A 26,640-nucleotide genomic window follows, 5' to 3' on the forward strand; every position below is an offset into this window, starting at 1 on the left:
GGCGCGTTTTGTCCTAGCATGGGCCATTTTTTGTGCTGAGGGTCGGCCTATGCCTTGGATGCATACTGACCTTGATAGAATGAATTTGATCCAAAATAGCCCGCCCCTTAGCGTTGCTAATTAGCACCGTCGAGCTGTGGCGGCAGGAAAGCAACACTTTACGAGTTGCGAAACTGCCGCCCAGCTTCCCGTGTCGAGCCCAAGCACGCTTCGCGGTTTGCCGTGCTGGCCAATGGAAGACGTCGGTGCCGCGTCATTGAGGTCTAATTTCCTACCCTCAACAGCACGCGGCCGAGTGAAACACGTGCCCCTGAAGGCAAGGGCTACCAATAGGGAGGAGAAATAGATGGGACCGTGGCGAGTAAACGGGTTCACCAGTCAAATCGCGAAAGTTGTTGCCCTATCAGCAATTGTAGGGCTTTCCATTGCCTCCTGGAGGGTAGTGAGTGCAGCAGAGATCCAGGTGCCCGACGCAGTCAAAACGGCGGGAGTCCTGCGCATGGGTCTCAGCAATGCATTGCCACCGCTGCAGTTCAAGGATCCGGAGACGGGCGAATTCAGAGGGATGAATGTAGATATTGGCCGGGAAATCGCAGCACGTTTGGGCGTCAAGGCCGAATTCAATGAAATGCTATTTGCGCAGTACATCCCGTCACTGCAGACCGGTCGGATCGATATCATCATGGGTGGACTTAGCGACCTCCCTGAACGTCATTCCATTATGGAGATGGTCGATTACTTCAGGGATTTCTATCAGGTCTACGCACTTTCCAATTCTCAGCTAAAGGAGTTGTCCGATCTTTGCGGTAAGCGGGCCGGCGCCATTCGGTCCACTGTTTGGTACAAAGTGATGCTTGCAAAGAGCGAGTCGGACTGCGTTCAGAAGGGAATGCCGGCTGTGAAGTTGATTGGCACCGAATCAACGCCAGATACGCGGCTGCAGCTAACGCAAGGCCGAATTGATGCAGCACTGCAGGGCTTCGTCGAGGTTCCTTACATGATTGCGGAGTCCAAAGGCCTTTACAAGACGATCGGCGAGCCCTTCGCGCCAGAATTCAAGGCAATTGGTGTGCGTAAGGGCGATGTCGCGCTGCGTGACGCGATCGCCGACGCTCTGGATGCGATGATTAAGGACGGCACTTATGCAAAGATCCTGGCTAGATATCAGTTGAGCAAACTCGCTATTTCGGAAGTATATCTAAATTCGGAACCGCGAAAATGAGCGCGGTGTCAAACAAGCCTGTACGATCGAGCAGCGGTTCCTCCACTCTCTTTTCACGGCCCGATCTGTCGTTGGTCGAGATCGTGCCGCCGCGTTACGTCGGCCGCTGGATAATGGGCGTACTAGTTCTTGGTCTGTTGGTCCTTATTGTAAGGGCCTTCGCTAACGCGCAGATCGAATGGAACGTTGTTGCCAAATACTTAGCGGCGCCTACAATTCTCGCGGGCTTCTGGCATACGATGATCTTGTCCGTGCTGGCGATGATTGTCGGTGTCGCGCTCGGCTTGGCTATCTCGATTATGCGAATGTCGGATAATCCGCTCCTAGTCATCGTCGCATTTGGCTACCAATGGTTCTTTCGCGGGACGCCGGTAATCCTCCAGCTTCTGATTTGGTATAATCTAGCCTTAATCATCCCAGTCATCGGCATTCCCGGTCTGTGGACGGCCCCGACTGTCGATGTCATCACGCCCTTTTGGGCCGCGCTGCTTGGCCTTGGCATCAATCAGGGTGCCTATACCTCGGAGGTCATTCGCGCCGGAATCCTCTCGGTTGATGCGGGCCAGCACGAAGCGGCACAGTCGATTGGCATGACCCGTCTACACGCGCTCTGGAGAATCGTCCTACCTCAAGCAATGCGCGTGATAGTTCCGCCGATTGGTAACGAGTTTATTGGAATGGTAAAAATGACGTCACTCGCCAGCGTGATCCAGTACACCGATTTACTTTACAGCGCACAGAACGTGTACTTCGTCAATCAGCGCGTGATTGAGCTACTGATCGTAGCAGGCGCTTGGTATCTCCTCGCTGTCTCCATTCTCACGCCGCTTCAGTTGCTGCTCGAATGGCGGTTCGCGCGGGGAACATCTGTCGTGAGGGTCCGATGACCAAGCCTTTGCTCTCAATGAGAAGAGTTAAGAAGCGGTATGGAAATCTACAAGTTCTGGACGGCGTCTCCCTCGACGTCATGCCCAATGAAGTAGTGTGTTTGATCGGCTCATCAGGCTCAGGCAAAACGACGCTCTTGAGATGTATTAATCAACTGGTTTCCGTCGACTCAGGACATATCTGGATAGACGACGAAATCGTGGGCTATCGCCAAGTGGGGTCGCAATTGCGGCCACTAGGCGGTGCGGAACTCGCCCGCCAGCGGACGAAGACCGCGATGGTGTTTCAACGATTTAATCTCTTTCCCCATATGACTGCTCTTGACAATGTCATTGAGGGACCCGTGCGTGTCTTAAAGCGCAATAAGGCTGACGTCGTTTGTGAGGCGGAAGCCCTCCTAGCACGCGTAGGCTTATCCGAGAAGCGTAACGCGTACCCTTCCAGCCTGTCTGGCGGCCAGCAACAACGTGTGGCCATCGCGCGGGCTATGGCTATGCACCCGCGCCTTATGCTCTTCGACGAGCCGACATCTGCACTCGATCCTGAACTCGTTGCCGAAGTCCTCGCGGCGATGAAGGAATTGGCACGCACCGGCATGACTATGGTGGTCGTTACGCACGAACTTGGATTTGCGAGCGAGGTCGCAGATCGCGTGATCTTTATGGAACAAGGCCAAATCGCAGAAGAAGGCACTGCCCGAGAGGTTCTTATGCACCCCAAGGGCGCAAGGACCAAAGAGTTCATTTCGGCGGTGCTCGATTAACACGCAGCATCTCTACATACGACCAGAGAGGAATTGAGGAACGAAATGGCAAAGGAAATCGCTTTCGCCGCACTCATACATGCAGCCGGTAGCGCAAGTGCCGCGTGGCGCCATCCAGATACGGATCCAAAGAAGGCGTTGAGTCTTCAGTACTACACAGAGCTCGCAAAGCTATGTGAAGCAGGCCGCTTCGATCTGATGTTTCTAGCGGACAGTCCGGGCGTTGATGTCGACAATCTCCACGCAATGGCGCAATGGCCACGCGGGCAAAACGTACTTGAGCCCTTGACGCTTCTCTCTGCGCTAGCTGCGAGCACAGAAGAGCTTGGCCTCGGCGCCACGGTATCTGCGAGCTTCACTGAGCCGTTTAATATCGCCCGGCAATTCGCATCGCTCGATCACCTTTCGGGAGGGCGAGCAGCGTGGAACGTTGTGACGACTGCAAACCAGTATTCATGCCGCAACTATGGCTATAAGACGATGCCGCCACACGACGAGCGCTATGCCAGAGCCAGAGAAGCCCTGGAGGTGGTCCGAGCTTACTGGGATACTTGGGACGATGATGCCTTCATCTTCGACAAGGCAAGAGCTATGAACTTCGATCCGAACCGATTTCACCACGTTCGATACGAAGGGAAACATTTCAAGGTACAAGGCGGACTCAATATTGCACGTGCTCCGCAGGGGCAACCCGTCATTATCCAGGCGGGCGCGTCCTCGGTGGGTAGGGAATTTGCCGCAGAAACCGCTGAGGTCGTCTTCGGAACGGGCGCAACTCTTGAGGAGGCTGCGTCCCTCTACAAGGATATCAAAAGCAGGATGGCGAAGTACCGCCGTGATCCTTCCGAACTTAAGGTACTCGCCGGCTTCCGCGCGATGGTCGGTTCAACCGAAGCAGAAGCGAAGGAAAAGCTTCGCCTACTAAACAGTGTGATGCCGATTGAAGCCAAGGTCGCGTATGTCAGTACGGACCTTGAAGTCGACCTGTCGAAGCTGCCACTGGACGAACTCGTTCCCGAACAGATGATCCCGACTTCCTCAAACCTTCATCAGGGTTATTTCAATATACTTGCGGACATGATCCGATCGCGTAAATTCACGCTAAGGGAGATTGCACAGCGCTACGAACGCGGATTCGAGATTTTCTGTGGCACTCCAAGCCAGATCGCCGACGAGATGGAACGTTGGATCGACAATGAAGCTGGAGATGGGTTTATGATAACGTTCCCTTACATGCCGACCTGCCTGGAAGATTTTGTGTCGATGGTAGTCCCCGTGCTCCAGGAACGCGGACTTATGCGCAAAAGCTACCGCGGCAAGACACTTCGCGAAAACCTCGGGTTACGCTATCCCAAAAACGTCAATACGAAACGTCCAGCTACAGGCGTTCCATAAGAGATCTCGTGGCGCGCCGCCTTTGTCGAGCCTTTCAATGCGCATACAAAAGGGCCGCGGTGCAACAAAGCGCCGCGGCCTTTCTTATTGTGGGAGCTGAAGTTCATCCGTCGAACGACTTGACGCATGGCCGAGAATACCATTTGATTTATTCGAATCGGGCTTATGCATCTAAAATGTAAATTTGTTTGGGCGGCATATGGCTAGAGCGCTCAGTTCCCGCGAGATCGATGCGTTTCGGGCTATGATGCAATGTGGGACAACGCTTGCCGCAGCCGAAATTCTAAATACAACGCAACCGTCGGTGAGCCGGCTGTTGGCGCAAGCGCAAGACGCTGTGAAATTTCGACTGTTCGATTATCGACGGGGCCGTTTGGTTCCAACCCCTGAAGCCAAAATGCTCTTTGAAATCGTCCAAAAGCACTATCTTGGCTTGGAAACGATACAGCAAGCCGCTGAAAGTATCAGGTCATCCGGCACCGGCCTATTGCGCATCGCTGCCACTCCGTCCCTGGCTATGGGCGTTATTCCAACGATCATGAAGGCATTCCGGCAGTCTAGCCCCGGTGTGAGCATCAACCTTCAGACGGGAGGGTCGCTGCAGATCAGAGACGGGCTCCTCAATGGCATTTATGATGTTGGCCTGACGACGAGCGGAGCTCATTTCCGAACAGGAGAGTTCGAAATCGAGGTGTGTGACGAATCTGAGGCCCTATGTGCGGTCTGCGCAAACAGCCCGCTTGCTTCGAAGAAGGAGGTTGCGGTCTCTGATTTTCAAGAGGCAACGCTGCTCACTCTCAATCGTGGAGACGATCTAAGTGATTTGTGGCGTCAGACACTCGCGCAGCACGGCGTGAAACCCTCGTCCGAGATCGAGGTCACCTATTCGGCGATCCTCTGTTCGCTCGCCGCCGCCGACCTTGGCATCGGCGTCGTAAGTCCCTACATCAAACCGCTTATTTCCGATAACGTTCGATTTGTTCGTATTTCGCCGAGAATCTCGGTTAAGATGTTCGCAATCTTTCCGGGACATCTTGTGAAGTCATCGCTGTCGCAGCGTTTCACGCGTAGCTTGAAGGAAACGTTCCTGCACAACGACCCCCATGTCGTGAAGTGCGGCGACTGCACGGAGTAAGCCCCCTAGCGGGATTTCGGATCGAGCTAGGCAACTCTCGCGGGCCGACGTGCCCGCCAAACAATCCCAATGCTATATCACCCGCGTATAGAGCGTGCAGCAAGAAGAATTGGCTGACGCGTTTAGCCTGACTTAATGTCCCGCAGAATGCCCGAGCTGGTGCGACTGTCGCGCAGCGCTTCGTGGGCGAGTGCAAGACCGTAGGGCAAGGCCGCGGGCGCTCCAAGGAGACTGACACGTGCTTGATGCAATCCAGCTTGAATTGATTTGGCGAAGGCTGATTTCTCTGACTGAAGAGGCCGCTACGACGCTGCTGCGTACCTCCTTCTCATCCGTCGTTCGCGAGTCTAATGATTTTGCGTGCGTTCTCATGGATGCCGAAGGACGCTCGTTAGCGCAACCCGCTAACAGCATTCCATCCTTTATCGGTACCGTTCCGCGGACGGTTCGTGGCTTTCTCAAACAGTTTCCACATGAGACCCTCTCCGAGGGCGATATCCTGATCACCAACGATGTCTGGCTTGGCACCGGCCATCTGCCCGATATCACGGTAGCCAAGCCCATTTTCTTGAATGGCAATATTGTTGCGTTCGCTGGGTCGGTCACGCACGCTCCTGACATTGGTGGACGCATCCGTTCTGCCGATGCACGCGAGGTGTACGAGGAGGGATTCCAAATCCCAATGATGAAGGTGGTTGAGGCGGGTCGAATGAACCGCACATTTGAAAGCCTGCTTCGCCAGAACGTTCGTACGCCAGATCAGACGGTAGGCGACCTTTATGCGCAGTTTTCTGCACTGCATCTGATGGAGGTGCGCCTCATTTCTTTGCTAAAGGAGTGGGAGCTCCGTTCATTCTCCGAAGTGTCTCAACAGATCCGCGGTCGGACGGAAGCCGCGATGCGGCGTGCGATTTCCGCAATACCGGATGGCGTCTATCATGCCACCGCCGTCAGCGATGGATTTGAAAATAGCATCGTGTTGCGGATGGCGCTTAAAGTTCATGGTGATGAAATCGAGGTTGATTACCGAGGTACAGATCCTCAAGTGCAGCGCTCCATCAACGTCTGCGCTGCTTATACGACGGCATACACTGCCTATGGAATCAAAGCCGTTCTTACGCCCGACACGCCAAACAATGACGGTGCGTTGGAACCGCTCAATATTCATGCACCTCTTGGCTCAATTCTTAATTCAAAGCCGCCCGCAGCGGGCGGGGCACGCGCACTTATCGGACATTTCCTGCCGGCGATGGTCTTGCGTGCGCTGTCACAAGTCGTGCCGGAGAGAGTCATCTCCGACGTCGGCTCACCTCTCTGGTGCGTAAACCTGGCCGGCGTCAAAGAGGATGGAAAGACTTTCGCTAACTTATTCTTCCTGAACGGAGGCTATGGGGCCAGCGCGGCCTCGGACGGCGCAAGCGTGTTGTCTTGGCCGAGCAACATTTCCTCCACGCCCGTCGAGGTGCTGGAACGAACCGCGCCGATCAGAATTTGCCACCGCCGAATCCGATCGCGGACAGCGGGCAGCGGTCGGTTCACAGGGGGGGCTGGGCAGGAGTTTCTCTTCGAGAATCTAAATAAAGGGCCTACCATAATTTCCTTTATGGCTGAACGAACTAAGCCAGAAGCTGTGGCGAATGGCTTAGCAGGCGGCGATCCCGGCGCTGCCGGTGAGATCCAGATCAACACCGTTCGGGTTGATCCCAAGATACAACACACTATCGACTTTGGTGCCCGCGTTCTGCTGCGCACACCTGGCGCTGGCGGATTTGGTGTTCCGATCCGCGCTCAGGAAGCGCTGGCCGAAGCCGATGGCGCCAAAGATTTTGTATAAGAAGGGTTAGATCCGATATGTACTCGCTTGGTATCGATATTGGCGGCACGTTCACCGACATTGTCCTCTATTGCACTGATGATGGTCGCGTTGTCGCACACAAGGAGCTGACGACGCCCCATGATCCAACAATTGGAGCCCTCGCCGGCGTAAAGCAGGTCGTTAACGCCAGCGGCACCGATCCCGATCAGATTGGTCGCGTGGTCCATGCGACAACGTTGTTCACTAACGCTCTCATCGAGCGTCGTGGCGCAAGGACCGGATTGATCACAACGAGCGGCTTTAGGGATACGCTCGACTTACAGCGGGAGTTTAAATACGATCTGTATGATCTATTTCTGAAATTGCCAAAACCATTGATTGAGCAGGATGATCGCGTTGAAGTTAATGAACGCACCTTGTTCAACGGGCACATCCAGCATCCACTCAACGAAGACGAACTTCTAATAAAAACACGCCGGCTGCTCGACAGGGGCGTCACTTCGCTGGCAGTTTCATTCTTGCATTCATATGCCAATGGGACAAATGAACTGCGAGCCAAGAGCCTAATCGAGCGGCATTTCCCACAAGTCCAACTGTCGATCTCGTCCGAGGTCTGCCCACAAATCCGGGAGTACGAACGAACGTCAACGACCGCCGCGAACGCGTATATCAAGCCCATTGCAGACAAATATTTGCGTGAACTCGAGGTGCAGCTAAAGGCCTTTGGAATACCAGGAGCACTTTTCATGATGCTCTCAAACGGCGGATTGACGCATATCGAGGAAGCGCGCCGTACGCCGATCGAACTGTTGGAGTCGGGGCCGGCTGCTGGCACATTGGTGGCCGCGTATTTCGGCAAACGCTCCGGATTTGACAATGTGCTTGCCTTCGACATGGGCGGGACAACTGCAAAGCTTGGCGTGATTGAGAACGGCGAGCCCCTGATCGCGTATCAGTTTGAAGCGGCTCGCCAGAAGCGGTTCGCCCCAGGAAGCGGATTGCCGGTGAACATCTCGACTGTTGAGCTTATCGAAATCGGTGCGGGCGGCGGGAGCATCGCACATGTTGATGAGCTAGGAATGCTCAAGGTGGGGCCGCAAAGTGCGGGATCGCGACCTGGCCCCGCCTGCTACCCGAACGGCGGAACTGCGCCAACGGTTACCGATGCAAACGTTGTTTCGGGGGCGATTGACGTTGATAACTTTGCCGGTGGCACTATGGTTTTGCGCCGCGGAGCTGCAGAGGCGGCGCTCACAGGCGTCGGGCACGCCATAGAGATGCCATTCATCAAAGTGGCGAATGGCATTCAGGCCATTGTTAACGAGACGATGGCAGCCGCCGCGCGTGTCCATGTTGCTGAGCGAGGCCACGATATAACTAAGTACAAGCTCATCGTGACGGGCGGTGGCGGCCCGATGCACGGTTGTGACGTCGCCAGACGTCTCGGCATCAAACAGGTTATCTGTCCGCCGAATGCTGGCGTCGCGTCGGCACTCGGCTTGTTGATTGCACCCGCGCGTGTTGATCGCTCGAGAACGCTTGGCGCCCTGCTGGGATCGATGGAAATCGAGAAACTCGAAGCAGCCTTCAGGCGCCTGGAAGACGACACAAGGCGCGTGATTGCGCAGGCCAGATCTCCGCACAGTACACTTCAGATGGAGCGCCGCGCCGACATTCGCTTTGTGGGCCAAGGGTCGGAGCTGGTAACAGGACTGCCCGTTGGACCCTACAGCGAGAGCGAACGTGAAACTATTCGCGCTGCGTTCATCCAGACCTATAAAGGTATCTTCGGCGATATCATACCCGATCTTGATCTTGAGATTATGAACATCCGTGTAACCCTGAAAGAAGTACGAGAACCCGCGAAACTTGGTCGGATGGAAGACCCTCCTCGCTCGGAGGGATCTCGCTATCGACCCGTGTATGATGATGCAACTCGCGCTTGGGTTAAAGTCCCAGTTCTTCGACGATCGGAACTCGGGATTGCAGGATCGATCGAAGGCCCGGCCCTTTTGGATGAGCAATCATCAACACTAGTTGTGCCGCGCGGGAGCCGCATGACGTTGGACGCCTCTGGCAATGTCATTGTTCAGCTCAGGGATGATGGTGACAGTGTTACCGTTCCAGTAGCAGAGCACGCCACCGAAATCGGGGCGTAGGGCTCTAATATGCAGGCCTGTCACGTCACGGCAGTCGCGTGGCGCCGCAGGATGTCATGCCGGGAGGCCTTCGGATCTCGAAGTCAACCAAGGCGCGAGGCAAGCTCTCGGATGGAAACGATCATACTCGCCCCCTCAGTCGCGTTCGTATGCATGCTCTAGCGACACCACCGGGCGGCAACGCGCGAGCCAGGAGGTGTCGAGCACGATCCGCCGATCGATCGGCGGTGTTGTGCGGTAGAACGGTTTTCTACCGTTGCCCTTCTGTAACCGGCATGAGCCCCCCACCTGGGCATCGCGCGAATGAGCTGCGATACAGCCTGGCATGAACTGTTTTTTGGAGGTGGGCTATGGCAGATGCCATGCATGAAGCCAGGCTTGATGCCAGGCAGGAAAGCGGCTCCTATCGTCGGATCGAGGTGATCACAGGGCAGCGTCGACGACGGCGCTGGACGGCTGAAGAGAAGGCTCGGATCGTGGCCGAGAGCTTCGAGGAAGGGGCCAATATTTCCGAGGTCGCTCGGCGCCATGGCGTTGTCCGTGGGTTGCTGACGGTGTGGCGGCGCAAGTTCGCGACGGCAGTGAGCTTTCAGGCGCCAGGCTTCGTGCCGGTCCGGATCGCTTCCGAGAGCGGTCCGGCGACGGCAGACGAGTCGGACCGGTTAGCGTGCGCGCATAAGGTGCCGCCGCAGATGGCATCGGCTCCAGGCAAGCTTGGCGGAATGATCGAGATCGAGCTGGGCGGGGCACGCATCCGGGTCGAGCCCGGAGTGGAGCTGGCGACGCTTTCGACAGTGCTATCGGCGCTTCGGGGCATCCGTTGATTGCATTACGGTCTGACCTCAAGGTGGTGCTGGCGGCACAGCCAGTCGACTTTCGCAAGTCGGTGCACACGCTGTCGGCGCTGGTGAGCGAAGCGTTGCACGCGAACCTCGTATTGCGGCGACATCTTCGTGTTCCGCAGCAAGCGCGCGGACAGAGTGAAGCTTCTGGCATGGGATGGTAGCGGCATGGTGCTGGTGACGAAGTGGCTGCACCAGGGACACTTCAGCTGGCCGCCGGTCCGCGACGGCGTGGTGCATCTGAGTGCGACACAACTCGCGATGCTGCTCGACGGACTTGAGTGGACGCGTGTTTCACACAAGCCTGTGAAGCAGCCGGCCGTTGTCGGCTGAGAGGCGAAGATTTTGCTGGAGCCTGTGATGGGCGGATATATCGTTCGATCATGGCGATTCGTCCCGAAGCTCTTCCGACCGATGCAGCGGCTCTGGCCGAGATGGTGCTCGCGCTTGACGCCGAGAACGAGAAGCTACGTGTGGCGATGCAGACGCTGAAGGAGATGATCTTCGGCAAGCGCTCAGAGCGGCTGGCGGCGATCGTGGCCGAGCAGCTCGCGCTCGAACTGGACGATCTCGCGACTGGCGTCACATCACCTGCGCCAGCCAACGACGATTTGCCTGCGACGAAGCCGGCTGGGAAGCCGCGCAAGAAGGCGAGGCGCAACATCGGCGCGCTACCCAAGCATTTGCCTCGCTGCGAGCAGGTGCTCGAGCCAGACACGACAGCGTGCCCGTGCTGCCAGGGCCTTCTGCACCGGATCGGCGAGGATGTGAGCGAGGTACTGGACGTGATCCCGGCGATCCTGCGGGTACTGCGCACGATTCGTCCCAAATACGCCTGCCGCGGCTGCACCGACGGCGTGGTGCAGGCGAAGGTGCTGCCGCGTCTGATCGACAGCGGCATGGCATCGACGGCACTCGTGGCTCACGTGGTGATCTCGAAGTTCGCCTGGTATCTGCCGCTGTACCGCCAGGTGCAGATCCTGGCCGGTCAGGGCCTTCATCTCGACCGCGCGACGCTCGCCGGCTGGGTGAAGCGTGCGGCATGGTGGCTTAAGAGTCTTTATGAGCTTCAGCTGCGGACGATCCAGGCTTCGCCGCGGCTGTTCTGCGACGAGACGCCGATGCCGGTGCTCGATCCCGGACGACATCGCACTCGTATCTGCCAGTTCTGGGCGCATGCGATGGATGATCGCCCATGGGGTGGCCCATCGCCGCCGGCGGTCGCCTATGTGTTTGCGGATGGCCGCGGCACCGAGGAGATCGCCGGGCAATTGGCCGGCTTCTCCGGCATTCTGCAGGTGGATGGCTATGCCGCCTACAAAGCGCTGCCCGCGGTCAAGGCGGGGCGATCCAGCTGGCTTTTTGTCTCGCGCATGCCCGACGCAAATTCGTCGAGGTGTACAAGACGATGCAGTCGCCGTTCGCTCACGAAGTGATCGAGCGCCTGCAAGCGGTCTACGCCATCGAGGCCGAGATCCGTGGCTTGAGCGCCGAACAGCGGCTTGCCGCCCGCCGCACCAGGTCCGCACCGCTGATGGAGGTGCTGAAGGCGCGACTGACCTCGATGCTCGACCACCTGTTCTCCCAATCGAAGCTAGTGGAGGCCATCAACTATACGCTCAATCACTGGGACGGACTGACGCTATTTCTCCGCGATGGCCGCGTCGAGGTCGACAGCAACACCGTCGAGCGTTCAATGCGCCCGATTGCGATGGGGCGCCGTAACTCATTGTTCAGCGGCAGCGAGGGCGGCGCCGAGAGCTGGGCAATCCTTGCGTCGCTGGTCAATACGGCAAAGCTCCACGAACTCGATCCGCAGGCCTATCTGGCCGATGTGCTGGAGCGCATCGTCTCCGGTCAGACCAAGAGCCACCAGCTGCACGAACTTCTCCCCTGGAACTGGAAGGCGACCCGCGAGCTCAGCGCACGGGTGGCCGCATGACCCGCCGCCGCCGTTCATCATCTTCATCATCGATGGCGGCAGCCGCGATGCCGCTCGACGAACTTGAGCCTTGGCTACAGGCTCGTGCCGAGCAGCATCCCGTCGCCACCAGTCTTCCCATGCTCGACGGCTATGTCGCCGCGATCGTGGCCGGGCCGGTGTCGATGAGTCCGCTCGACTGGATCTGTCCGCTGCTCGCCATCGACGCCGACGCATTCAACCATGGCGGCACGCCGGAGTTCGCCGCGATTTCGGCCGTCGCGCTGCGCCACAACGACATCAGTAATGTTCTTTCCACCGCACCACATCGGTTCGCACCGGTCCATGGCCGCAAGCCGAATGGCGACGTTGATGCGCGGCCGTGGTGTCAGGGATTCCATGCCGCCATGCGGTTGCGACTATCAGCCTGGGGCCCACTGCTCGACGTCAGCAACATACACCACGGCTTGCTCCTGCCCATCCTGCTGCATTGCGTCGACGATCAAGGGCGTCCACTGCTTGGACCACCAAGGAAAGGCCGCGAGACCGAGGAATTCCTGCGCAACGCCCATGCCGACATTCCGGACGTCGTCGAGGCCATGCGTCAGTACTGGATGCCGACCCGCTACGCTCGCACAGGCTGATCACTGCAGACGTGGGAGCTCATACCGGTTACGCCCTTCTGTGCGTCCCTCCCGAACTCGGCCGCCAGCCTCAGAGGTCGGCGCTCCTTTTTTCTGAGGAGTGAATGGCTACCGTCGCGGTTTGAGAGCGGCTTGGCTCGAGGATGAACGGATTCTGCGTAGGGGACTCCGAAGCATCGTCGCCTGGTCATCGTGACCGTTGGAGACCACCGGGCTGCCTAACACAGCTGGCATTTGAGGCGCCCGTGACCACGGATGAGTGGCGTTGGTAGGAGTATAATCAACGGTCAATGGCAATCAGCGCGCTGCGCGCCGCGCGCGGAACATGCGAGTTTGGTGCAACTATGCCTGATCCGAATACATGCCTTCAGTATCTCAATTGGATGAAGGCCAATGGCAATGATACGTCTTTGTTCGCTGTGGACGGGGCCGTCCTTCGCCACCGCTATCATGCTTTCGCTGGTACCTCAAAGGAGGGTCCATTAGATGATCGATGCAGGTCGCGCCATTGCCACAGCGACGCCCGAAACATTTCGAGAAGTGTCGCGGAAGTGGGCCTCTGGAATCGCCGTCGTAACTGCAGTCGATAGTCACGGAGCGCTTTTCGGCACCACGATGAGCGCCGTCGTCAGCCTATCGATCAGCCCCCTGCAATACCTGATATGCATCGACAGAAAGTCGAACTCGCTCCCCGCCATCACTTCGACAGGGTGGTTTTGCATCAACATGCTCTCCTCATCCCAAGAGCGCATTGCGATGACGTTTGCAAAGAAGGGGACAGATAAGTTTTCGGCGATTTCCTATCGAGAAGGTCTAAATCGATTACCAATTATCCAGGACGTCGCCTCATATATTATCTGTCACCTGAACAGCAGCTTTGATGGCGGCGATCACGTCATAATCGTTGGCGATGTCATCGAGATCGGTCTCCACGATGCGTCTCCGCTGGTCTATTTGAATGGACGCTTTAATAACGGATGACTTGCGGGGAACACATGAAATATGAGAATACGCTCCTCTTTATTGACGGAGAATGGTGCTCCGGCTCTGAGAAGCAAACGATCCCGATCTTTAATCCAGCAACTGACGAGGAGATCGGTCACGTCGCTAAGGCGACGGTGGCCGATCTCGACCGTGCAGCTGCGTCCGCCGAGAAGGCGTTCCATGTTTGGCGGAGAACGCCCGCGGTGGAACGCGGAGTTACGCTACGTAAGGCAGCTGGCCTGCTCCGCGATCGACTAGAGTCCATCGCCCATGTTCTCACCTTGGAGCAAGGTAAGCCTCTTTTGGAAGCGCGAGCGGAGATCGCGAGTTGCGCCGATGCCTTCGAATGGGCTGCTGAAGAGGGAAGGCGGCTCTATGGGCGCGTGATACCGTCGCGTGCAGCAGGCGTTGCGCAATATGTCGTACGTGCTCCAGTAGGCCCGGTTGCTGCGTTCACCCCGTGGAATTTCCCCGCGAGCCAAGTCGCGAAGAAGCTTGCTCCAGCGTTGGCTGCCGGATGCTCCGTGATCGTCAAGGCCTCGGAAGAGGTGCCACGATCTGCCGCGGCAATCATCACGTCACTTGTCGATGCTGGCATTCCAACAGGTGTTGTCCAGCTCGCATACGGCACTCCCGATGAAATATCGCGGCACCTGATTGCCCACCCGGCGATTCGGAAGATCTCCTTCACCGGCTCTGTTCCGGTTGGAAAACATCTAGCTGCGCTCTCGGGCGAGCAGATGAAGAGGACGACGATGGAACTCGGCGGGCATGGGCCGGCGATTGTCTTCAAAGACGCCGACATATCCTCAGCCGCGGCGCTGCTCGTTTCAGGCAAGTATCGCAACGCCGGTCAAACCTGCGCCGCGCCGACGCGGTTTATGGTACACAACGATGTTTATCATGAGTTCGTCGCAGCTTTTGTTGAAAAGACACAATCGCTTGTCGTTGGCAACGGTCTGGATGCGACAACGCAGATGGGCCCCCTCGCGAACGAACGCAGAGGGAAACTCTTCGATCAATTTGTGGACGACGCGAGGCAGCGAGGCGCAAAGCTCATGTGCGGCGGCGAGAGCTTATTTACTCGCGGAACATTCAGGCAGCCAACAGTACTTGCGAATGTCGATCCATCGATGCGAGTCATGAACGATGAGCCATTCTGCCCAATCGCGCTCATTAGCGGCTTTGACAATCCAAATGAAGCTGTTGCAGAGGCTAACCGATTGCCCTTCGGGCTCGCCGGATATGCCTTCACGGAATCATCGGCGAACGCTCAGTTCCTGGCGGAGAATCTTGAGGTCGGTATGCTCAGCATCAACCACCTGGGCCTTGCCTTGCCGGAAACGCCCTTTGGCGGCGTCAAAGAGTCTGGGTACGGTTCCGAGGGTGGCCTAGAATCAACTGAAGGCTATCTCAATACCAGATTCATCACCAATAAGGCCTACTAGGCGTCATGCCATTTGGGCAATCGACCACGACGACTCTGTGAGGAGCAATGTCCCCTTCAACTATCAACGAAAGAGTCAGCATCACACGACTTGGTGGTCAGGATTACAACTTCTTTTTTGGTTACTATAATAAGACGCCGTGGGACGGGCAGGGTCGCCTTATCCTAGGCCACCAAGTCGATGAACCTAACTTCCGCATTGGCAGAAATAGCGGCTGCAATGTCGGTTATTTTGATGAAGCGCGTGAGTTTCGGCTGGTTGATCGAACCCAAGCCTGGAACTGGCAAATGGGGAGCCAACTACAATGGCTCACCGGCATGCCTGGCCGTAACATAATCTACAATATTCGTACGTCGCACGACGCGGGTGGCCCGTATCCCAACATCGGTGCGCGGATTACCGACGTGGATACGGGGCGCACTCGCGATCTCAATATCCCGATTTACGTCGTAGCCGCGAACAGCAAATTCGCGATGTGCATTGACTATCGACGTCTCTACAAAACGCATGAGACGATCGGCTACTGCGCACTCGCGGGACGGCTTCCACTGGATAATGCACCGGACGATGATGGCATTTGGCGCCTCGACATTGCAAGCGGCGACTCGACACTCGTTGTCAGTTACCGCCAACTTTACGAGCTTGCTCATAAGCCATCCATGGATAAGGCAATTCATTGGGTGAGCCATATTGAGATAAATCCGTCATCAACACGTGTGCTCTTCCTTCACCGATGGACAGAGCGTGTTGAAGACGAGACCTGCTTCTTGCATCGCTTGATCACAATGGATCCGGATGGAAGCAACTTACGTCTCCTTGAATGCTCTGATCATCCATTGCCGCAGCTGGCTCGGCGGTTCGATTCAAAGGCCGTAGGTACCTACGACTACGAAAAGTCCGAATACCAGATCTCTCACCCGTTATGGCGGGATGATAGCAGCATCGTCGTCTGGGGACCTCACGCCGGACGTATAAACTATCAGGTTTACCAAGACGCGCACAATGGCTTAGTCCAGACTATTGGCGACGGCCTCCTAAGAGAGAACGGACACATGTCCTATTCACCTGTGAATATGCGCTGGCTTTTGAGCGATACGTATCCGCATTCCGAGACCAACCTGCGTGATCTCTTCCTTTTCGATGCCAACAATGAAGTCCGGCTCGACCTCGGAAGCTTTTATACTGATCCAACTCTGGCTAAAGAGAACCGGTGTGATCTTCACCCAAGGTGGAGCCGCGATGGGAAGTGCGTTTGCATCGACTCCTATCACGAGAGACGGAGGCGAATGTACACAATTGATGTCTCCGCTCTCGTGTAGTGCTTGTTGTTTTCCCTATCCAGCGACAGCAGGTGTCTAAAAGCAAGGGAACGTTGTTTTCCGCAAGGCATCCGTCCAAGGGCATTTCGACCTACCTTGAGCGCTCAGCTCATCGAATCTCGTTGAAATTCAGCATAACGACCTCGCTGAAGGGGCTTGCTTGCCTCTTACAGCGGCGGGAATACTTCGAATGGTAGCTATCCGCCGTCCGATCCGGTTTCGATCGAGTACAATGGAGCAAACGTGACCACATACAGTGGACCTGTCTTTGACATGGCCGTACAACAGTTCGAAGTGATCGCTGATCACCTGTCTGTGCCGCAGGACGCGAGGGCGCGCTTGTTAATACCAAAGCGCGCGATCACTGTATCTTGTCCTATTCATCGAGACGACGGCACGACGGCGGTTTTTGAAGGGTATCGAGTTCAGCATCACCTCACGCTAGGACCTACGAAAGGCGGCACGCGCTTCGCGGCTAGTGTGGACCTCGGCGAGGTTGCTGCGCTTGCGATCTGGATGAGTTGGAAGTGCGCCCTAACCGGCTTGCCCTATGGTGGCGCCAAGGGCGGCATCAGCGTCGATCCATCGAATCTATCAAGGCGCGAACTAGAGGCATTATCACGCCGCTACATGCAGGAGATGATCCCCTTCGTTGGCCCTCACACTGATGTCATGGCCCCCGATATGGGGACCAACGAGCAGGTGATGGCGTGGTTTATGGACACCTATTCGATGTATCAGGGCCGGACCGTGACGGAGATCGTTACCGGTAAACCGGTCAGCGCCGGAGGGACATTGGGACGCCGCGAGGCGACAGGGCGGGGCGTCGCGCATCTGACGCGCCGCGTGATGAACGAACAGGGCATCAATCTGAACCATGCAACGGCTGCTGTGCAGGGCTTCGGAAATGTCGGCTCGATCGCCGCACTTGAGCTTCACCATATGGGCGTTAAAGTGATCGCCGTCAGCGACCACACCGGCGCGCTCTACTGCGCTTCCGGCCTCAACATTCCAGAACTCGTGGTACATGCGGCAACACATGGCAGTCTCTCGGGGTATTCGAGTGAACTAGCCTTCGATCCGCAGGAAGTCCTCACGCTGTCTTGTGATGTTCTTGTGCCAGCCGCGATGGAGCGGGTCATCGACGCTGCTGTCGCCACGAAGCTGCGTTGCCGTATTGTCGCTGAAGGGGCCAATGGGCCGACGACACCGGAAGCCGATCTGGTTCTTACGCAGCGACAGAATGAGATCTTCCTGATCCCGGATATTCTGTGCAATTCCGGCGGGGTAGTGGTGAGCTATTTCGAATGGGTGCAGGATCTGCAACAACTCTTCTGGGAAGAGGAGGAAGTAGTACGACGCGAATACCAGATTCTCGATCGAGCGTTCGATCGGATGGTGGCGAGGGCGAGCCGCGACAAGGTGTTCAATCGCACGGCGGCCATGGCCATAGGCGTCGAGCGGGTGCGGGGCGCCAAGAATACGCGAGGTCTATTTCCATGAGGGACGGCCTGGTCGGATTCCGTGATGTATTTGCCCGAACCCGCAATGGTTCACATCGAGCCTTATTAGCGCCGGCGAGCCGCAATGGCCACAACCTGAATGGGATGGCGGTTGTATCAAGCGCACGGATAGTCGCTAATTCCATAGCGGTATGATGCCATCATGTTGCAACTCCGCGCTCAGTTTCAGAACAGCTTCTGCGGCGCATAGATGCAGGCCTAAGCGCTCCGACATAATCCCACATGATCATGCTCGCCTCCAAACTCTCGAACCGGATTTCCTCCATGTTCGACGCGATCACTCAATCGAATTAGAAATGGATACAGAGATGTCATTAGAAGTAGTAGATACGATCGTGATCGGAGCCGGTCAGGCAGGGCTGGCTATGAGTGAACATCTGACTTCGGCTGGTATTCCTCACGTCGTCTTGGAAAGGCACCGGATCGCGGAGAGATGGCGAACAGCCCGGTGGGACTCGCTGGTGGCTAATGGTCCCGCGTGGCATGACCGTTTCCCCGGCCTAACATTTCAGACGCACCCTGATGCGTTCCCGGGTAAGGAGGAGATCGCGGACTATTTCGTTGCCTACGCAAAGAAGATTGCCGCGCCGGTGCGCTGTGGGGTGGAGGTTACGGCCGTACAACGGAACGAGGGACGATTGGGCTTTCGAGTGGAAACCTCGCAAGGGACGTTGGAGGCAAATAACGTAGTTGCAGCGATCGGTCCATTCCAGATTCCGACAATACCTCAAGTAGTACCGCAGGACATTGGAGTCGTCCAAATTCACTCGAGCGACTACCGAAACCCGGAGCAGTTGCCTAGAGGGGCCGTGTTGGTTGTTGGCGCAGGATCTTCCGGAAGCCAGATCGCAGACGAACTTCTGCGCTCTGATCGGAAGGTCTATCTCTCCGTGGGCCCCCACGAACGCCCCCCGCGCTCCTACCGCGGCTACGACTTCTGCTGGTGGCTCGGCGTCTTGGGAAAGTGGGATAATGAAGCAAGAGTTCGCGGTACCGAGCACGTAACGATCTCCGTCAGTGGGGCCCGTGGGGGATACACGGTCGACTTCAGGAAGCTCGCCGCAGACGGAATGATGCTTGTTGGCTCAACTGAAGCGTTCGAGGCAGGCAACGTAACGTTTGCCAGTGATCTCGCGAAGAATGTCGCGATGGGTGACGCCTCGCTCTTCACTCTGTTGGATGAGGCCGATGAATACGTTAGGCGGAATGGACTTGCACTTCCGGAGGAGCCTGAAGCGCGCAGGTTACTCCCGGACCCGGACTGCCTAATGAATCCGCAGCGTGAGCTCAATCTAAAGACTGCCGGCGTGAATACGATCATCTGGGCGACGGGCTTTTCGTCGGACTACAGCTGGCTTAAGGTCAAGGCCTTCGACGAGGCCGGAAAACCCGAACACCAACGTGGGGTATCCTCGGAGCCGGGCGTCTACTTTGTGGGCTTGCCTTGGCAATCTAGGCGAGGGTCCGCTTTTATCTGGGGTGTCTGGCATGACGCTAAATATATTGCTGATCGTATCTCTACTCGGCGGCGTTACCTGGAACATCACGTCGTAAAATCGGAGAAAGTTGATCCACGAAAAGCGACGGGAGGCCCCTAAGTTTTTTGGCGAAACAGTTCACCAGTTGGGGTTGCGGGTGCTGACACGTAAGAAGGAGCAAGAAGTGGCTCATAGGCGGATTCGGAAATTCAATACGAAACACACTTATCCGGAGCAGAAGCTCGACAATGATCTATGTCAGGCAGTGGTGACTAGCGGCGGAAAAATTATTTGGCTACGGGGCCAGTGCCCCCAGAGCTTGAATGACGCCGTCAACATCGACAGCCATGATCCTGTCGAGCAGACGCATAAGGTGATGCAGAATATTAAGCAACTCATCGAAGAAAGTGGCGGTAAGATTGAACATTTGGTCAAGGTTGTCGTTTACCTTACCGACGTGCGGCATCGGGAGGCCGTTTATCGAACGATGGGTCAGTACATAAAGGGCGTGCATCCCGTGTCCACAGGACTTGTTGTCCAAGCGTTGGCGCGACCTGAGTGGCTTGTTGAAATCGACGCCACAGCGGTGATACCCGAGTGAGCGTATGACGTTTTCCCTAGTTGCTCGGTGCGACCAGACTGGAATGTTCGGCGTAGCGATTTCGTCTTCATCTCCGGCTGTCGCTTCAAGGTGTTCATTCGCGCGAGCTGGTGTCGGCGCGGTCGCTTCGCAGAACGTAACTGATCCCTCGCTAGGACCATTGGCCTTGGATGCGATGGAGAGCGGCATGTCCGCGTGGGAAGCCGTCGAAGAAGTGAAACAACGTAGTCGATTTATCGAGTATCGCCAGCTACTGGCAGTTGACCGCGACGGAAATGCCGCTGTTTATTCAGGGCCCAATTCACTAGGCATATGGGCTCAGACGAGCGGAGAAAATGTCGCGGCCGGCGGCAATCTCCTAGCAAATGACGGAGTACCGCACGCAATTGTCGATGCATTCATTGGTTCGTCAGGGCATCTTGGTGACCGCCTGATTGCGTCACTAAGAGCCGGGTTGGCCGCCGGCGGGGAGGCCGGTCCGTTACACTCAGCCGGCATGAAGCTTGTTGACCAAGTCAGTTGGCCAGTCGTGGACCTGCGCTGCGACTGGACACAAGAGTGTCCGATCGAACTGCTCGTTTCTGCCTGGAAGGTCTACAAACCCCAACTTAACGCCTACGTGAAGCGCGCGCTTGATCCACGAGCGGCTCCTTCGTTCGGCGTCCCGGGTGACGAATAGCGCTCCGACGAGCGCTCGCCATTGGCCGCACCGCTCCCTTGATCGTCTTCATGACGCGGTGCCAGAGCACAGAGTAGATTGAGCTATACGCTTCAAGTCAGCAGTCTACGCAAACCCGCGGATGTTGACAGAAGACCCCTGAATTGTGGGCATTGGCAAATGTCGGGCAGATTGGGGTTAATTTTGTATCGACCTTTCATAGCGGAGATCTGATGCTGTCTCGGACAACCATGATGACGCTGTAGTCTGGCGACGAGCGAACGCTACGAACCTCAGAAGAACTGGAAAACTGAGCAAAATACAGATGGACAGCATCGCCATTATTCAGAGGTTGGTTGCGTTTCCGACCGTCAGCCAGGAATCAAACCTCAATTTGATTGACTTTGTCGTTCAGCTGCTTCGCGAAAACGGCGTGACCTGCCGTCTTGTCTATTCGCAGGACGGGCGAAAAGCGAGTTTGCTGGCTACGATCGGACCCGATGATCGGCCAGGCGCAATTCTCTCAGGTCATACGGACGTCGTTACGGCCGATGATCAGAGCTGGACCAAACCGCCATTTAGCGCCACACGACAAGACGGTAAGCTGTATGGTCGTGGAACTGCAGACATGAAAGGCTTTGTGGGCTGTGCCATTTCCGCCGCGCTTAAGGCGTCGAAGACACGCTTAAATGCGCCTCTCTACCTGGCACTATCATATGATGAAGAGATTGGCTGTGTAGGAGTGCGAGGTCTGCTTGACTCGATGGTGAATGAGCTGCAACGGCAATCTTTCTGTATCGTTGGTGAGCCAACAAATATGAACGTTGCAATCGGACACAAAGGCAAGGTTGCGGCTCGCGTTACTTGCGTTGGCCGGGAATGCCATTCCGCATTGGCGCCTACCGGGATAAACGCGATCCATTTGGGTTGCGAATTTGTCGAAGCCATCCGCAGAGAGCAAGCTAAGTTGTGCGACGAGGGCGCGCGGGATGCGAGCTACGAAATTCCGTATACAACGCTTCACGTCGGCACGATTAAATCGGGGGGAATGCTCAATATTGTGCCGAGCCGATGCGAGTTAGAGTTCGAGATCAGGAATGTCGCAGCGGAGATACCTGAGGAGATATTGAGTAGGCTGCGAACTAGAGCGAGTGAAATCGCCAATGGCGCAAGGACCATCGCGTCCGAAGCCGCTATAAATATTGATGTAGTCAACAGTTATCCCGGGCTCAATATCGCCTGCGACGCCCCGGTCGTCCATCTTGTCAAGTCTCTCACCGGTGACGCCAACGTGGTGAAGGTGCCATTCGGAACGGAAGCCGGCCTGTTTTTGCAGAGACTGGGGGTTCCAACGATCGTTTGCGGACCGGGGTCGATGCAGCAGGGTCACAAGCCGGATGAGTTTATCGAAATTGACCAGATTGACCGCTGCGACAAGATGTTAGATAGATTGATTGACCGACTAGCAAGCGGCCATGGCTTCCCCTGAGCGAGGCGTTGCGGCCCGATGCGGCAGGAACTCGCGCAACGATGTGACTTGCGCCCAGACATAGAGTGAGCCCGGGAGACCGCGGCGGTGAGATCGCCGAACTACCCCGCTAGACCATCACCCACTTGGGTGGCGCGGGAACCGAGCTGCCTGCGGGGTTGGACCAGCCGCTCCCGCCCGGCTGGGGCGAGACATAGGCTTCTTGGCACCACCGACCATCAAATCAGCACTCGAAGACTGCGAAGCTCGGACTGCTCAAAATCCAGCTCGCGAAGGATTTCAGCCGGCGTCCGCTCGAGGATATCGCCTCGCGAATCGCTGACGCCTGACGCGCTCTGCTCTGAACTCGACCGGACGCAAGACTGCAAGCTCAAGTTCAAAGGCGGGAGAGCTGTTGGCCACCGCCAACGTCGATATGAATGCCGATCGCATAAGGGATCTCTCCGCGAACAGGGAGGGTCACGGCCCGGCCGATCTCTTCAGGCCCCAGCGCGCCATTGGAATGCCGCCGGTGGCGATCAAATCGTCATAACGATCCTTCGCCGCGGCTGTCATCTCGGTGCGAATGATGACGAAGCTGTTCGCCTCACGACTGGCTTCCGAGCCTATCACCATCTACGACGTCAGGCCGGGTGTCATTCCAACGCCCGCCTTGCTGATACAACAGTCGGCCCTGTTTTCGCCGATGATCTCTGCATTCGCCGAGCCGATGAAGATCACCGATCCCGGGCGCCTTTCGACGAGGCCCAGGCACCTCCTCGCAAAACACTGTGTGAGGAAAAAGCCGGCACGAAGGTTGATGTCCAGCGTCCGATCGTAGCTTTCCGGCTCAAGGTCGAGGATATCCCCGCGCTGCAGTGCTGCAGTGAGCTTACGCTAGCATTGTTGACCAGGCAGGTGGCTCGCCGAGCTCTCCCGCAATCCGGGCCAGCAACGCATCGTTTCCCGATCTCGGAAAACATCGTATCTATAATACCGGTCGGGAGCCGGAATTGGCTCCTGCTCCAGATCCTCGGGACTCACGTGGGCGACGGTGAAATTGGCCTTACCGAGCGCGTCGGCGATTGCACGACCGATTCCACGCCCTGCGCCCGTAACGACCGCCACGTCCCTCATCGGTCGCGTCCTCCCACCGGCGCCGCCAGCGCACGAGACGGCCACCACAAACCGCACCTCGGAGCTCACCTGCGAACGATTGAACTAAGCTGGAAGTACCGCTCCGCCTTCTCGACCGAGTTCGGCAAGTTGTTCGAAGAGATTGCGCTCGATCGCGATCCCGACCTGGTCCGCTTGCGCGCGCAGTTCTGCCGCGCGCTCGCCGGGAATGCGGCCATTTCCTCCGACCGCTGCGAGATAGCGCTGCGTCCAAGCCTGCATGTTCTGATCGAAAGCATCTTTGCCGATGAGCGCCGCCGGATCGAACACGAAGCCGAAGGCGCCGACGCCGCCCGGGGCGCCGCCTTCCGACAACAGGGGCCTTGCCCCGGTCAGCACTCCCGCAAGCACTTCCACGATCATCGCCAGCGCGAGTCCCTTGTGACCGGCGGCCGGTAGGATCGAGCCGGCGAGCGCCGCGGTCGGGTCGGTCGTCGGCCGGCCCTCCGCGTCGATCGCCCAGCCTTCCGGGATCGGCAGGCCATCGCGTAGGGCGACGTGGATCTTGCCGCGCGCGACATTGCTCATCGCGAAGTCGATCAGCAGCGGTGGTCCGTCCGGCCTCGGCGCTGCAAATGCAATGGGATTGTTACCGATTGCCGGCCGCGTTGCGCCCCCGGGAGCCATCACCGGCTGGGTCACCTGCGACAGGAAGCCGACCCTGCCGCTTTCGGCGACGTCGAGCAGATGCGAGCCGACTGCGCCAAGATGTCCGGCGTTGCGGATCAAAAAGGGGACGAACGGTCGGGTCGGGCCAAGCGCATCCATCGCCAGTGCCAACGCCTTGGGGCCAACGATTTGTCCAAGCCCAAGATCGGCGTCGATTACCAACACCGTGCCATGCCAGCCGCATTTGATATCCGGCCTCGGGTTCAAGCCGCGGCGCGCGAGCTGGCGCCAATACGAGGGCAGACGCGCGATGCCATGGGTCCGTACGCCCGTGATGTCGGCGAGCAGCAGACGACGGGCTGCCAGCCTCGCGTCATCTTCGCCGAGTCCGGCCCGCGCGAAGATGGTTGCGACCCACGCTTCGAGCGGCGGCAGCAGCATGTTGATCGTCTCCATCGCCCGGCTTTCTATCTCAAATCTCGAACAGCAGCTCCGGGCGCGGGGTAACCTCGCCGCGTTCGACCTTGCGGACGATATCGACGATCCGCTCATGCGCCGGCGCTGCGCAGCCGGCCTCCTTCGCCTTGCGGACGATGAAGCCGTTGATCTCACCGATCTCGGTGCGCCGCCCCTTCTGGATATCCTGTGCCATCGAGGGACGCTGCAAATTGCTGCGCGCCTGCGAACCGGTTCCCTTCTGCATGTGCCGCTCGACCTCGGCCAGCGCCGTGGCGTCGCCTTCGGATGCCGAGCGTAGCAGGTTCGGCTCGATGCCCGTGATGTGCTCGAGGTCGAGGCCGAGCGACTGGCCGGTCCGGATCGCTTCGCCGCCGAGGCGGATGACGAGGCGGCGGATCACGGGATGGGCGTCGCGTTCGTTTCCGCTCATGCCGGTCGCGGCGCTGACGCCGTTGCGCATGCCGTTGACGCAGAGCTTCGACCAGCGCACGCCCCACAGATTGGTAGTGACGCCAGAGCCGTCGATCGGGGTAAACAGGGCGTGCAGCTCCTTCACGCGCGGCGTCACGCGCCCATGGACCTCACCGACGAGAATCGATTTGGTCTCGAAGTCGCGCGGCATGGTGCGACGGACGCAGCCCGGTTCATAGAGATCGACGGCGAAATTATTGCCGACGATGCAGCCGACCGTGCGTCCCCATCCGACGACGCCGGCGATGATCTCCTCGTTGATCGAATTCTGCGCCGAGACGACGTAGCCCTGCGGCGAGAGATACGGCCTGATGAGGGTCGTGCACCATTCGGTATCGTAGGATTTGCTGGAGATGATCGCGATATCGATCGGCCGCTGCCTCGAAAGGCTCTGCACCTCGGTGAGGTGCATCGTCGGGACCGAAACGATGCAGGTTTCCTCATCCCTCATGCCGGACAGATGCAGCCCGCGTTGGCGGATCGTCTCGATGTGCTCGGGCCAGGGATCGATCAGCGTGACGTCGTTGCCGGTGCGCGCCAAATGGCCGCCGAGATAGCTGCCGACAGCGCCGGCGCCGACGATTGCGATACGTTTCTTCATTACCATTGTTCCTTCGTCGTCGGCCTTGGTTCTTACTATGCCGTCGGTGCGCGGCGAACGAGCTTGTCGAGAACGTGCCGGCAACTCGCGATCTCGCCGGGCGAAATGCCGGACAGTTCCTTTGCCTCGATTGCGCGGGCGCGCGCGTGTAGTGCGTGGTTGCGGTCGCGTCCCATGGCCGTGAGTGTCAAGCCGCCGCTAGCGTCGGCCTCGACGAGGCCCATGCGCACTAGCTCGTTCACGGTGCTCTCCGCGGCGTTGAGCCCGAGAAACAATTCAGGCAGCAAGCTCGCGAGCGTGCGTCCCGGCAACGTTTCGATCGCGGCCATCAACCGGCTCTGCAGGACGCTGAGACCTTCGGCATGGCGACCCTCGTCGAGCGCTGCCGAGAGCACGCCATGGGCACGATACATCAGCGCCGTCATGAACTCATTCATCGGGCCGCCGGCGTGCGCCTGTCCGGTCGCCTTCGACAGGTCGGTGGGATCGGCGAAGTCGGCGGCCATGCAATAGCGTCCTTGCGCAAACAGTAGCGGGCCGCGGTCGTGGCGCACGAAGCGTTCGACTTCACCCAGCATGATCAGATGATCGCCGCCGGGATATTCGGCCGCCTTGCGGCATTCGAAGCTGCACAGCGTTCCCTCGAGCAGCGGTGCGCCGCCGATGCCGCGCTTCCAGGAGACGCCCCCGAACTTGTCGCCGCCCGAGCGGCCAAAATGATTTGAGAGAGCGATCTGGTCGCTGGATAGAATGTTTACGGCGAAATGCGTGGCGACCTTGAAGGTCGGGAAGCTCTGGCTCGTTCGCTTGGCCGACCACAGCACGAGCGGTGGATCGAGCGAGACCGAGGAGAACGAGTTCGCCGTCATTCCGACGAGCTCGTCACCGTGAGCGGCGGTGACGACGGTCACGCCGGTCCCGAATTGGCCGAGGCAGCGCCGAAACGCGGCCGGATCTGCCTTGGGATCGCCGCTGTCGACGGCCGCGATGGTCGGGGAGAACTGCTGCATGGCGTGCACTCGGCCTTCTGGTCAGTCGCTCGGAGGTTGCTGCGAATATC

General features: G+C 57.8%; 23 protein-coding genes and 2 pseudogenes. 19 read left to right on the plus strand and 6 right to left on the minus strand.

What is annotated here, in order from left to right; genetic code table 11:
• Positions 1 to 346: 346 nt before the first annotated feature.
• The 19 genes and pseudogenes from X265_RS38745 to argE all read left to right on the plus strand — a co-directional run bounded on the left by X265_RS38745 (position 347) and on the right by argE (position 22,285).
• On the plus strand, positions 347 to 1,222 hold the full coding sequence (locus X265_RS38745; protein WP_128929531.1) for an ABC transporter substrate-binding protein: 876 nt from the start codon (positions 347 to 349) through the stop codon (positions 1,220 to 1,222).
• On the plus strand, positions 1,219 to 2,109 hold the full coding sequence (locus X265_RS38750) for an amino acid ABC transporter permease (protein ID WP_128955168.1): 891 nt from the start codon (positions 1,219 to 1,221) through the stop codon (positions 2,107 to 2,109). Before X265_RS38745 ends, X265_RS38750 begins: the two co-directional genes overlap by 4 nt.
• The gene (locus X265_RS38755; RefSeq protein WP_128929533.1) at positions 2,106 to 2,873 is read left to right on the plus strand and encodes an amino acid ABC transporter ATP-binding protein; all 768 of its coding nucleotides are present in this window, start codon (positions 2,106 to 2,108) and stop codon (positions 2,871 to 2,873) included. Before X265_RS38750 ends, X265_RS38755 begins: the two co-directional genes overlap by 4 nt.
• Before the next feature lie 45 nt (positions 2,874 to 2,918).
• Entirely contained in the window at positions 2,919 to 4,268 is a 1,350-nt protein-coding gene (locus X265_RS38760; RefSeq protein ID WP_128929534.1) for an LLM class flavin-dependent oxidoreductase, read from the plus strand.
• A 199-nt stretch (positions 4,269 to 4,467) separates the two neighbouring features.
• Entirely contained in the window at positions 4,468 to 5,403 is a 936-nt protein-coding gene (locus X265_RS38765) for a LysR substrate-binding domain-containing protein (RefSeq protein ID WP_128929535.1), read from the plus strand.
• A 238-nt stretch (positions 5,404 to 5,641) separates the two neighbouring features.
• On the plus strand, positions 5,642 to 7,237 hold the full coding sequence (locus tag X265_RS38770) for a hydantoinase B/oxoprolinase family protein (RefSeq protein WP_128929536.1): 1,596 nt from the start codon (positions 5,642 to 5,644) through the stop codon (positions 7,235 to 7,237).
• Between the two features lie 17 nt (positions 7,238 to 7,254).
• On the plus strand, positions 7,255 to 9,378 hold the full coding sequence (locus tag X265_RS38775; protein WP_128929537.1) for a hydantoinase/oxoprolinase family protein: 2,124 nt from the start codon (positions 7,255 to 7,257) through the stop codon (positions 9,376 to 9,378).
• A 350-nt stretch (positions 9,379 to 9,728) separates the two neighbouring features.
• Positions 9,729 to 10,202: an IS66-like element accessory protein TnpA gene (tnpA, locus tag X265_RS42475; RefSeq protein ID WP_128929538.1), complete on the plus strand. Its 474-nt coding sequence runs from the start codon at positions 9,729 to 9,731 to the stop codon at positions 10,200 to 10,202.
• Positions 10,199 to 10,553 (plus strand): annotated as a pseudogene (gene tnpB, locus X265_RS38785) (IS66 family insertion sequence element accessory protein TnpB). The gene tnpA and the pseudogene tnpB overlap by 4 nt, the downstream one beginning before the upstream one ends.
• Before the next feature lie 50 nt (positions 10,554 to 10,603).
• Positions 10,604 to 12,162: pseudogene (tnpC, locus tag X265_RS38790) on the plus strand (IS66 family transposase).
• On the plus strand, positions 12,159 to 12,785 hold the full coding sequence (locus X265_RS38795) for a UPF0149 family protein (RefSeq protein ID WP_232995571.1): 627 nt from the start codon (positions 12,159 to 12,161) through the stop codon (positions 12,783 to 12,785). The pseudogene tnpC and the gene X265_RS38795 overlap by 4 nt, the downstream one beginning before the upstream one ends.
• 486 nt (positions 12,786 to 13,271) lie before the next feature.
• Complete coding sequence (locus tag X265_RS38800) at positions 13,272 to 13,766, plus strand: flavin reductase family protein (protein ID WP_128929540.1); 495 nt, start codon at positions 13,272 to 13,274, stop codon at positions 13,764 to 13,766.
• A 14-nt stretch (positions 13,767 to 13,780) separates the two neighbouring features.
• Positions 13,781 to 15,217 (plus strand): NAD-dependent succinate-semialdehyde dehydrogenase, encoded by a 1,437-nt coding sequence (locus X265_RS38805; protein ID WP_128955169.1) that lies wholly within the window; start codon positions 13,781 to 13,783, stop codon positions 15,215 to 15,217.
• A 47-nt stretch (positions 15,218 to 15,264) separates the two neighbouring features.
• On the plus strand, positions 15,265 to 16,536 hold the full coding sequence (locus X265_RS38810) for a hypothetical protein (RefSeq protein ID WP_128929542.1): 1,272 nt from the start codon (positions 15,265 to 15,267) through the stop codon (positions 16,534 to 16,536).
• Between the two features lie 243 nt (positions 16,537 to 16,779).
• Positions 16,780 to 18,039 (plus strand): Glu/Leu/Phe/Val family dehydrogenase, encoded by a 1,260-nt coding sequence (locus X265_RS38815; protein WP_128929543.1) that lies wholly within the window; start codon positions 16,780 to 16,782, stop codon positions 18,037 to 18,039.
• 328 nt (positions 18,040 to 18,367) lie between these two features.
• A complete protein-coding gene (locus X265_RS38820) occupies positions 18,368 to 19,657 on the plus strand; it encodes a flavin-containing monooxygenase (RefSeq protein ID WP_128930144.1) in 1,290 nt (429 codons plus the stop codon).
• A 64-nt stretch (positions 19,658 to 19,721) separates the two neighbouring features.
• Positions 19,722 to 20,138 (plus strand): RidA family protein, encoded by a 417-nt coding sequence (locus tag X265_RS38825; protein ID WP_128930145.1) that lies wholly within the window; start codon positions 19,722 to 19,724, stop codon positions 20,136 to 20,138.
• A gap of 4 nt (positions 20,139 to 20,142) precedes the next feature.
• A complete protein-coding gene (locus X265_RS38830) occupies positions 20,143 to 20,817 on the plus strand; it encodes a DUF1028 domain-containing protein (RefSeq protein WP_128929544.1) in 675 nt (224 codons plus the stop codon).
• Between the two features lie 304 nt (positions 20,818 to 21,121).
• Positions 21,122 to 22,285 carry an acetylornithine deacetylase gene (gene argE, locus X265_RS38835; RefSeq protein WP_128955170.1) on the plus strand — a complete coding sequence of 388 codons (1,164 nt, stop codon included), beginning with the start codon at positions 21,122 to 21,124 and terminating at the stop codon, positions 22,283 to 22,285.
• 459 nt (positions 22,286 to 22,744) lie between these two features.
• Here argE and X265_RS40930 read toward each other — a convergent pair whose 3' ends face one another.
• From X265_RS40930 to X265_RS38860, 6 genes are all read right to left on the minus strand, one after another.
• Positions 22,745 to 22,900, minus strand: a complete 156-nt coding sequence (locus X265_RS40930) for a hypothetical protein (RefSeq protein ID WP_164934241.1) — start codon at positions 22,898 to 22,900, stop codon at positions 22,745 to 22,747.
• Positions 22,901 to 23,143, minus strand: coding sequence for an SDR family oxidoreductase (locus X265_RS42480; protein WP_128930146.1), 243 nt, complete (start codon positions 23,141 to 23,143; stop codon positions 22,901 to 22,903).
• 18 nt (positions 23,144 to 23,161) lie between these two features.
• A complete protein-coding gene (locus X265_RS42485) occupies positions 23,162 to 23,401 on the minus strand; it encodes an SDR family NAD(P)-dependent oxidoreductase (protein ID WP_128929546.1) in 240 nt (79 codons plus the stop codon).
• A gap of 84 nt (positions 23,402 to 23,485) precedes the next feature.
• Positions 23,486 to 24,505: an Ldh family oxidoreductase gene (locus tag X265_RS38850; protein WP_164939084.1), complete on the minus strand. Its 1,020-nt coding sequence runs from the start codon at positions 24,503 to 24,505 to the stop codon at positions 23,486 to 23,488.
• 16 nt (positions 24,506 to 24,521) lie between these two features.
• Entirely contained in the window at positions 24,522 to 25,580 is a 1,059-nt protein-coding gene (locus tag X265_RS38855; RefSeq protein WP_164934239.1) for a ketopantoate reductase family protein, read from the minus strand.
• A 35-nt stretch (positions 25,581 to 25,615) separates the two neighbouring features.
• The gene (locus X265_RS38860; RefSeq protein ID WP_128929549.1) at positions 25,616 to 26,590 is read right to left on the minus strand and encodes a flavin reductase; all 975 of its coding nucleotides are present in this window, start codon (positions 26,588 to 26,590) and stop codon (positions 25,616 to 25,618) included.
• Positions 26,591 to 26,640: the final 50 nt, after the last annotated feature.

Source organism: Bradyrhizobium guangdongense, from assembly GCF_004114975.1.
GTDB lineage: Bacteria > Pseudomonadota > Alphaproteobacteria > Rhizobiales > Xanthobacteraceae > Bradyrhizobium > Bradyrhizobium guangdongense.

Bases quoted from the DNA above. Each gene is read 5' to 3' on its own strand.
- X265_RS38805 (WP_128955169.1), top strand. From the start codon at position 13,781: ATGAAATATGAGAATACGCTCCTCTTTATTGACGGAGAATGGTGCTCC.
- tnpA (WP_128929538.1), top strand. From the start codon at position 9,729: ATGGCAGATGCCATGCATGAAGCCAGGCTTGATGCCAGGCAGGAAAGC.
- X265_RS38830 (WP_128929544.1), top strand. From the start codon at position 20,143: ATGACGTTTTCCCTAGTTGCTCGGTGCGACCAGACTGGAATGTTCGGC.
- X265_RS38775 (WP_128929537.1), top strand. From the start codon at position 7,255: ATGTACTCGCTTGGTATCGATATTGGCGGCACGTTCACCGACATTGTC.
- X265_RS38860 (WP_128929549.1), bottom strand. From the start codon at position 26,590: ATGCAGCAGTTCTCCCCGACCATCGCGGCCGTCGACAGCGGCGATCCC.
- X265_RS38755 (WP_128929533.1), top strand. From the start codon at position 2,106: ATGACCAAGCCTTTGCTCTCAATGAGAAGAGTTAAGAAGCGGTATGGA.
- X265_RS38810 (WP_128929542.1), top strand. From the start codon at position 15,265: ATGTCCCCTTCAACTATCAACGAAAGAGTCAGCATCACACGACTTGGT.
- X265_RS42485 (WP_128929546.1), bottom strand. From the start codon at position 23,401: ATGAGGGACGTGGCGGTCGTTACGGGCGCAGGGCGTGGAATCGGTCGT.
- argE (WP_128955170.1), top strand. From the start codon at position 21,122: ATGGACAGCATCGCCATTATTCAGAGGTTGGTTGCGTTTCCGACCGTC.
- X265_RS38760 (WP_128929534.1), top strand. From the start codon at position 2,919: ATGGCAAAGGAAATCGCTTTCGCCGCACTCATACATGCAGCCGGTAGC.
- X265_RS38745 (WP_128929531.1), top strand. From the start codon at position 347: ATGGGACCGTGGCGAGTAAACGGGTTCACCAGTCAAATCGCGAAAGTT.
- X265_RS38750 (WP_128955168.1), top strand. From the start codon at position 1,219: ATGAGCGCGGTGTCAAACAAGCCTGTACGATCGAGCAGCGGTTCCTCC.
- X265_RS38800 (WP_128929540.1), top strand. From the start codon at position 13,272: ATGATCGATGCAGGTCGCGCCATTGCCACAGCGACGCCCGAAACATTT.
- X265_RS38855 (WP_164934239.1), bottom strand. From the start codon at position 25,580: ATGAAGAAACGTATCGCAATCGTCGGCGCCGGCGCTGTCGGCAGCTAT.
- X265_RS38850 (WP_164939084.1), bottom strand. From the start codon at position 24,505: ATGGAGACGATCAACATGCTGCTGCCGCCGCTCGAAGCGTGGGTCGCA.
- X265_RS38820 (WP_128930144.1), top strand. From the start codon at position 18,368: ATGTCATTAGAAGTAGTAGATACGATCGTGATCGGAGCCGGTCAGGCA.
- X265_RS38795 (WP_232995571.1), top strand. From the start codon at position 12,159: ATGACCCGCCGCCGCCGTTCATCATCTTCATCATCGATGGCGGCAGCC.
- X265_RS40930 (WP_164934241.1), bottom strand. From the start codon at position 22,900: ATGGTGATAGGCTCGGAAGCCAGTCGTGAGGCGAACAGCTTCGTCATC.
- X265_RS38765 (WP_128929535.1), top strand. From the start codon at position 4,468: ATGGCTAGAGCGCTCAGTTCCCGCGAGATCGATGCGTTTCGGGCTATG.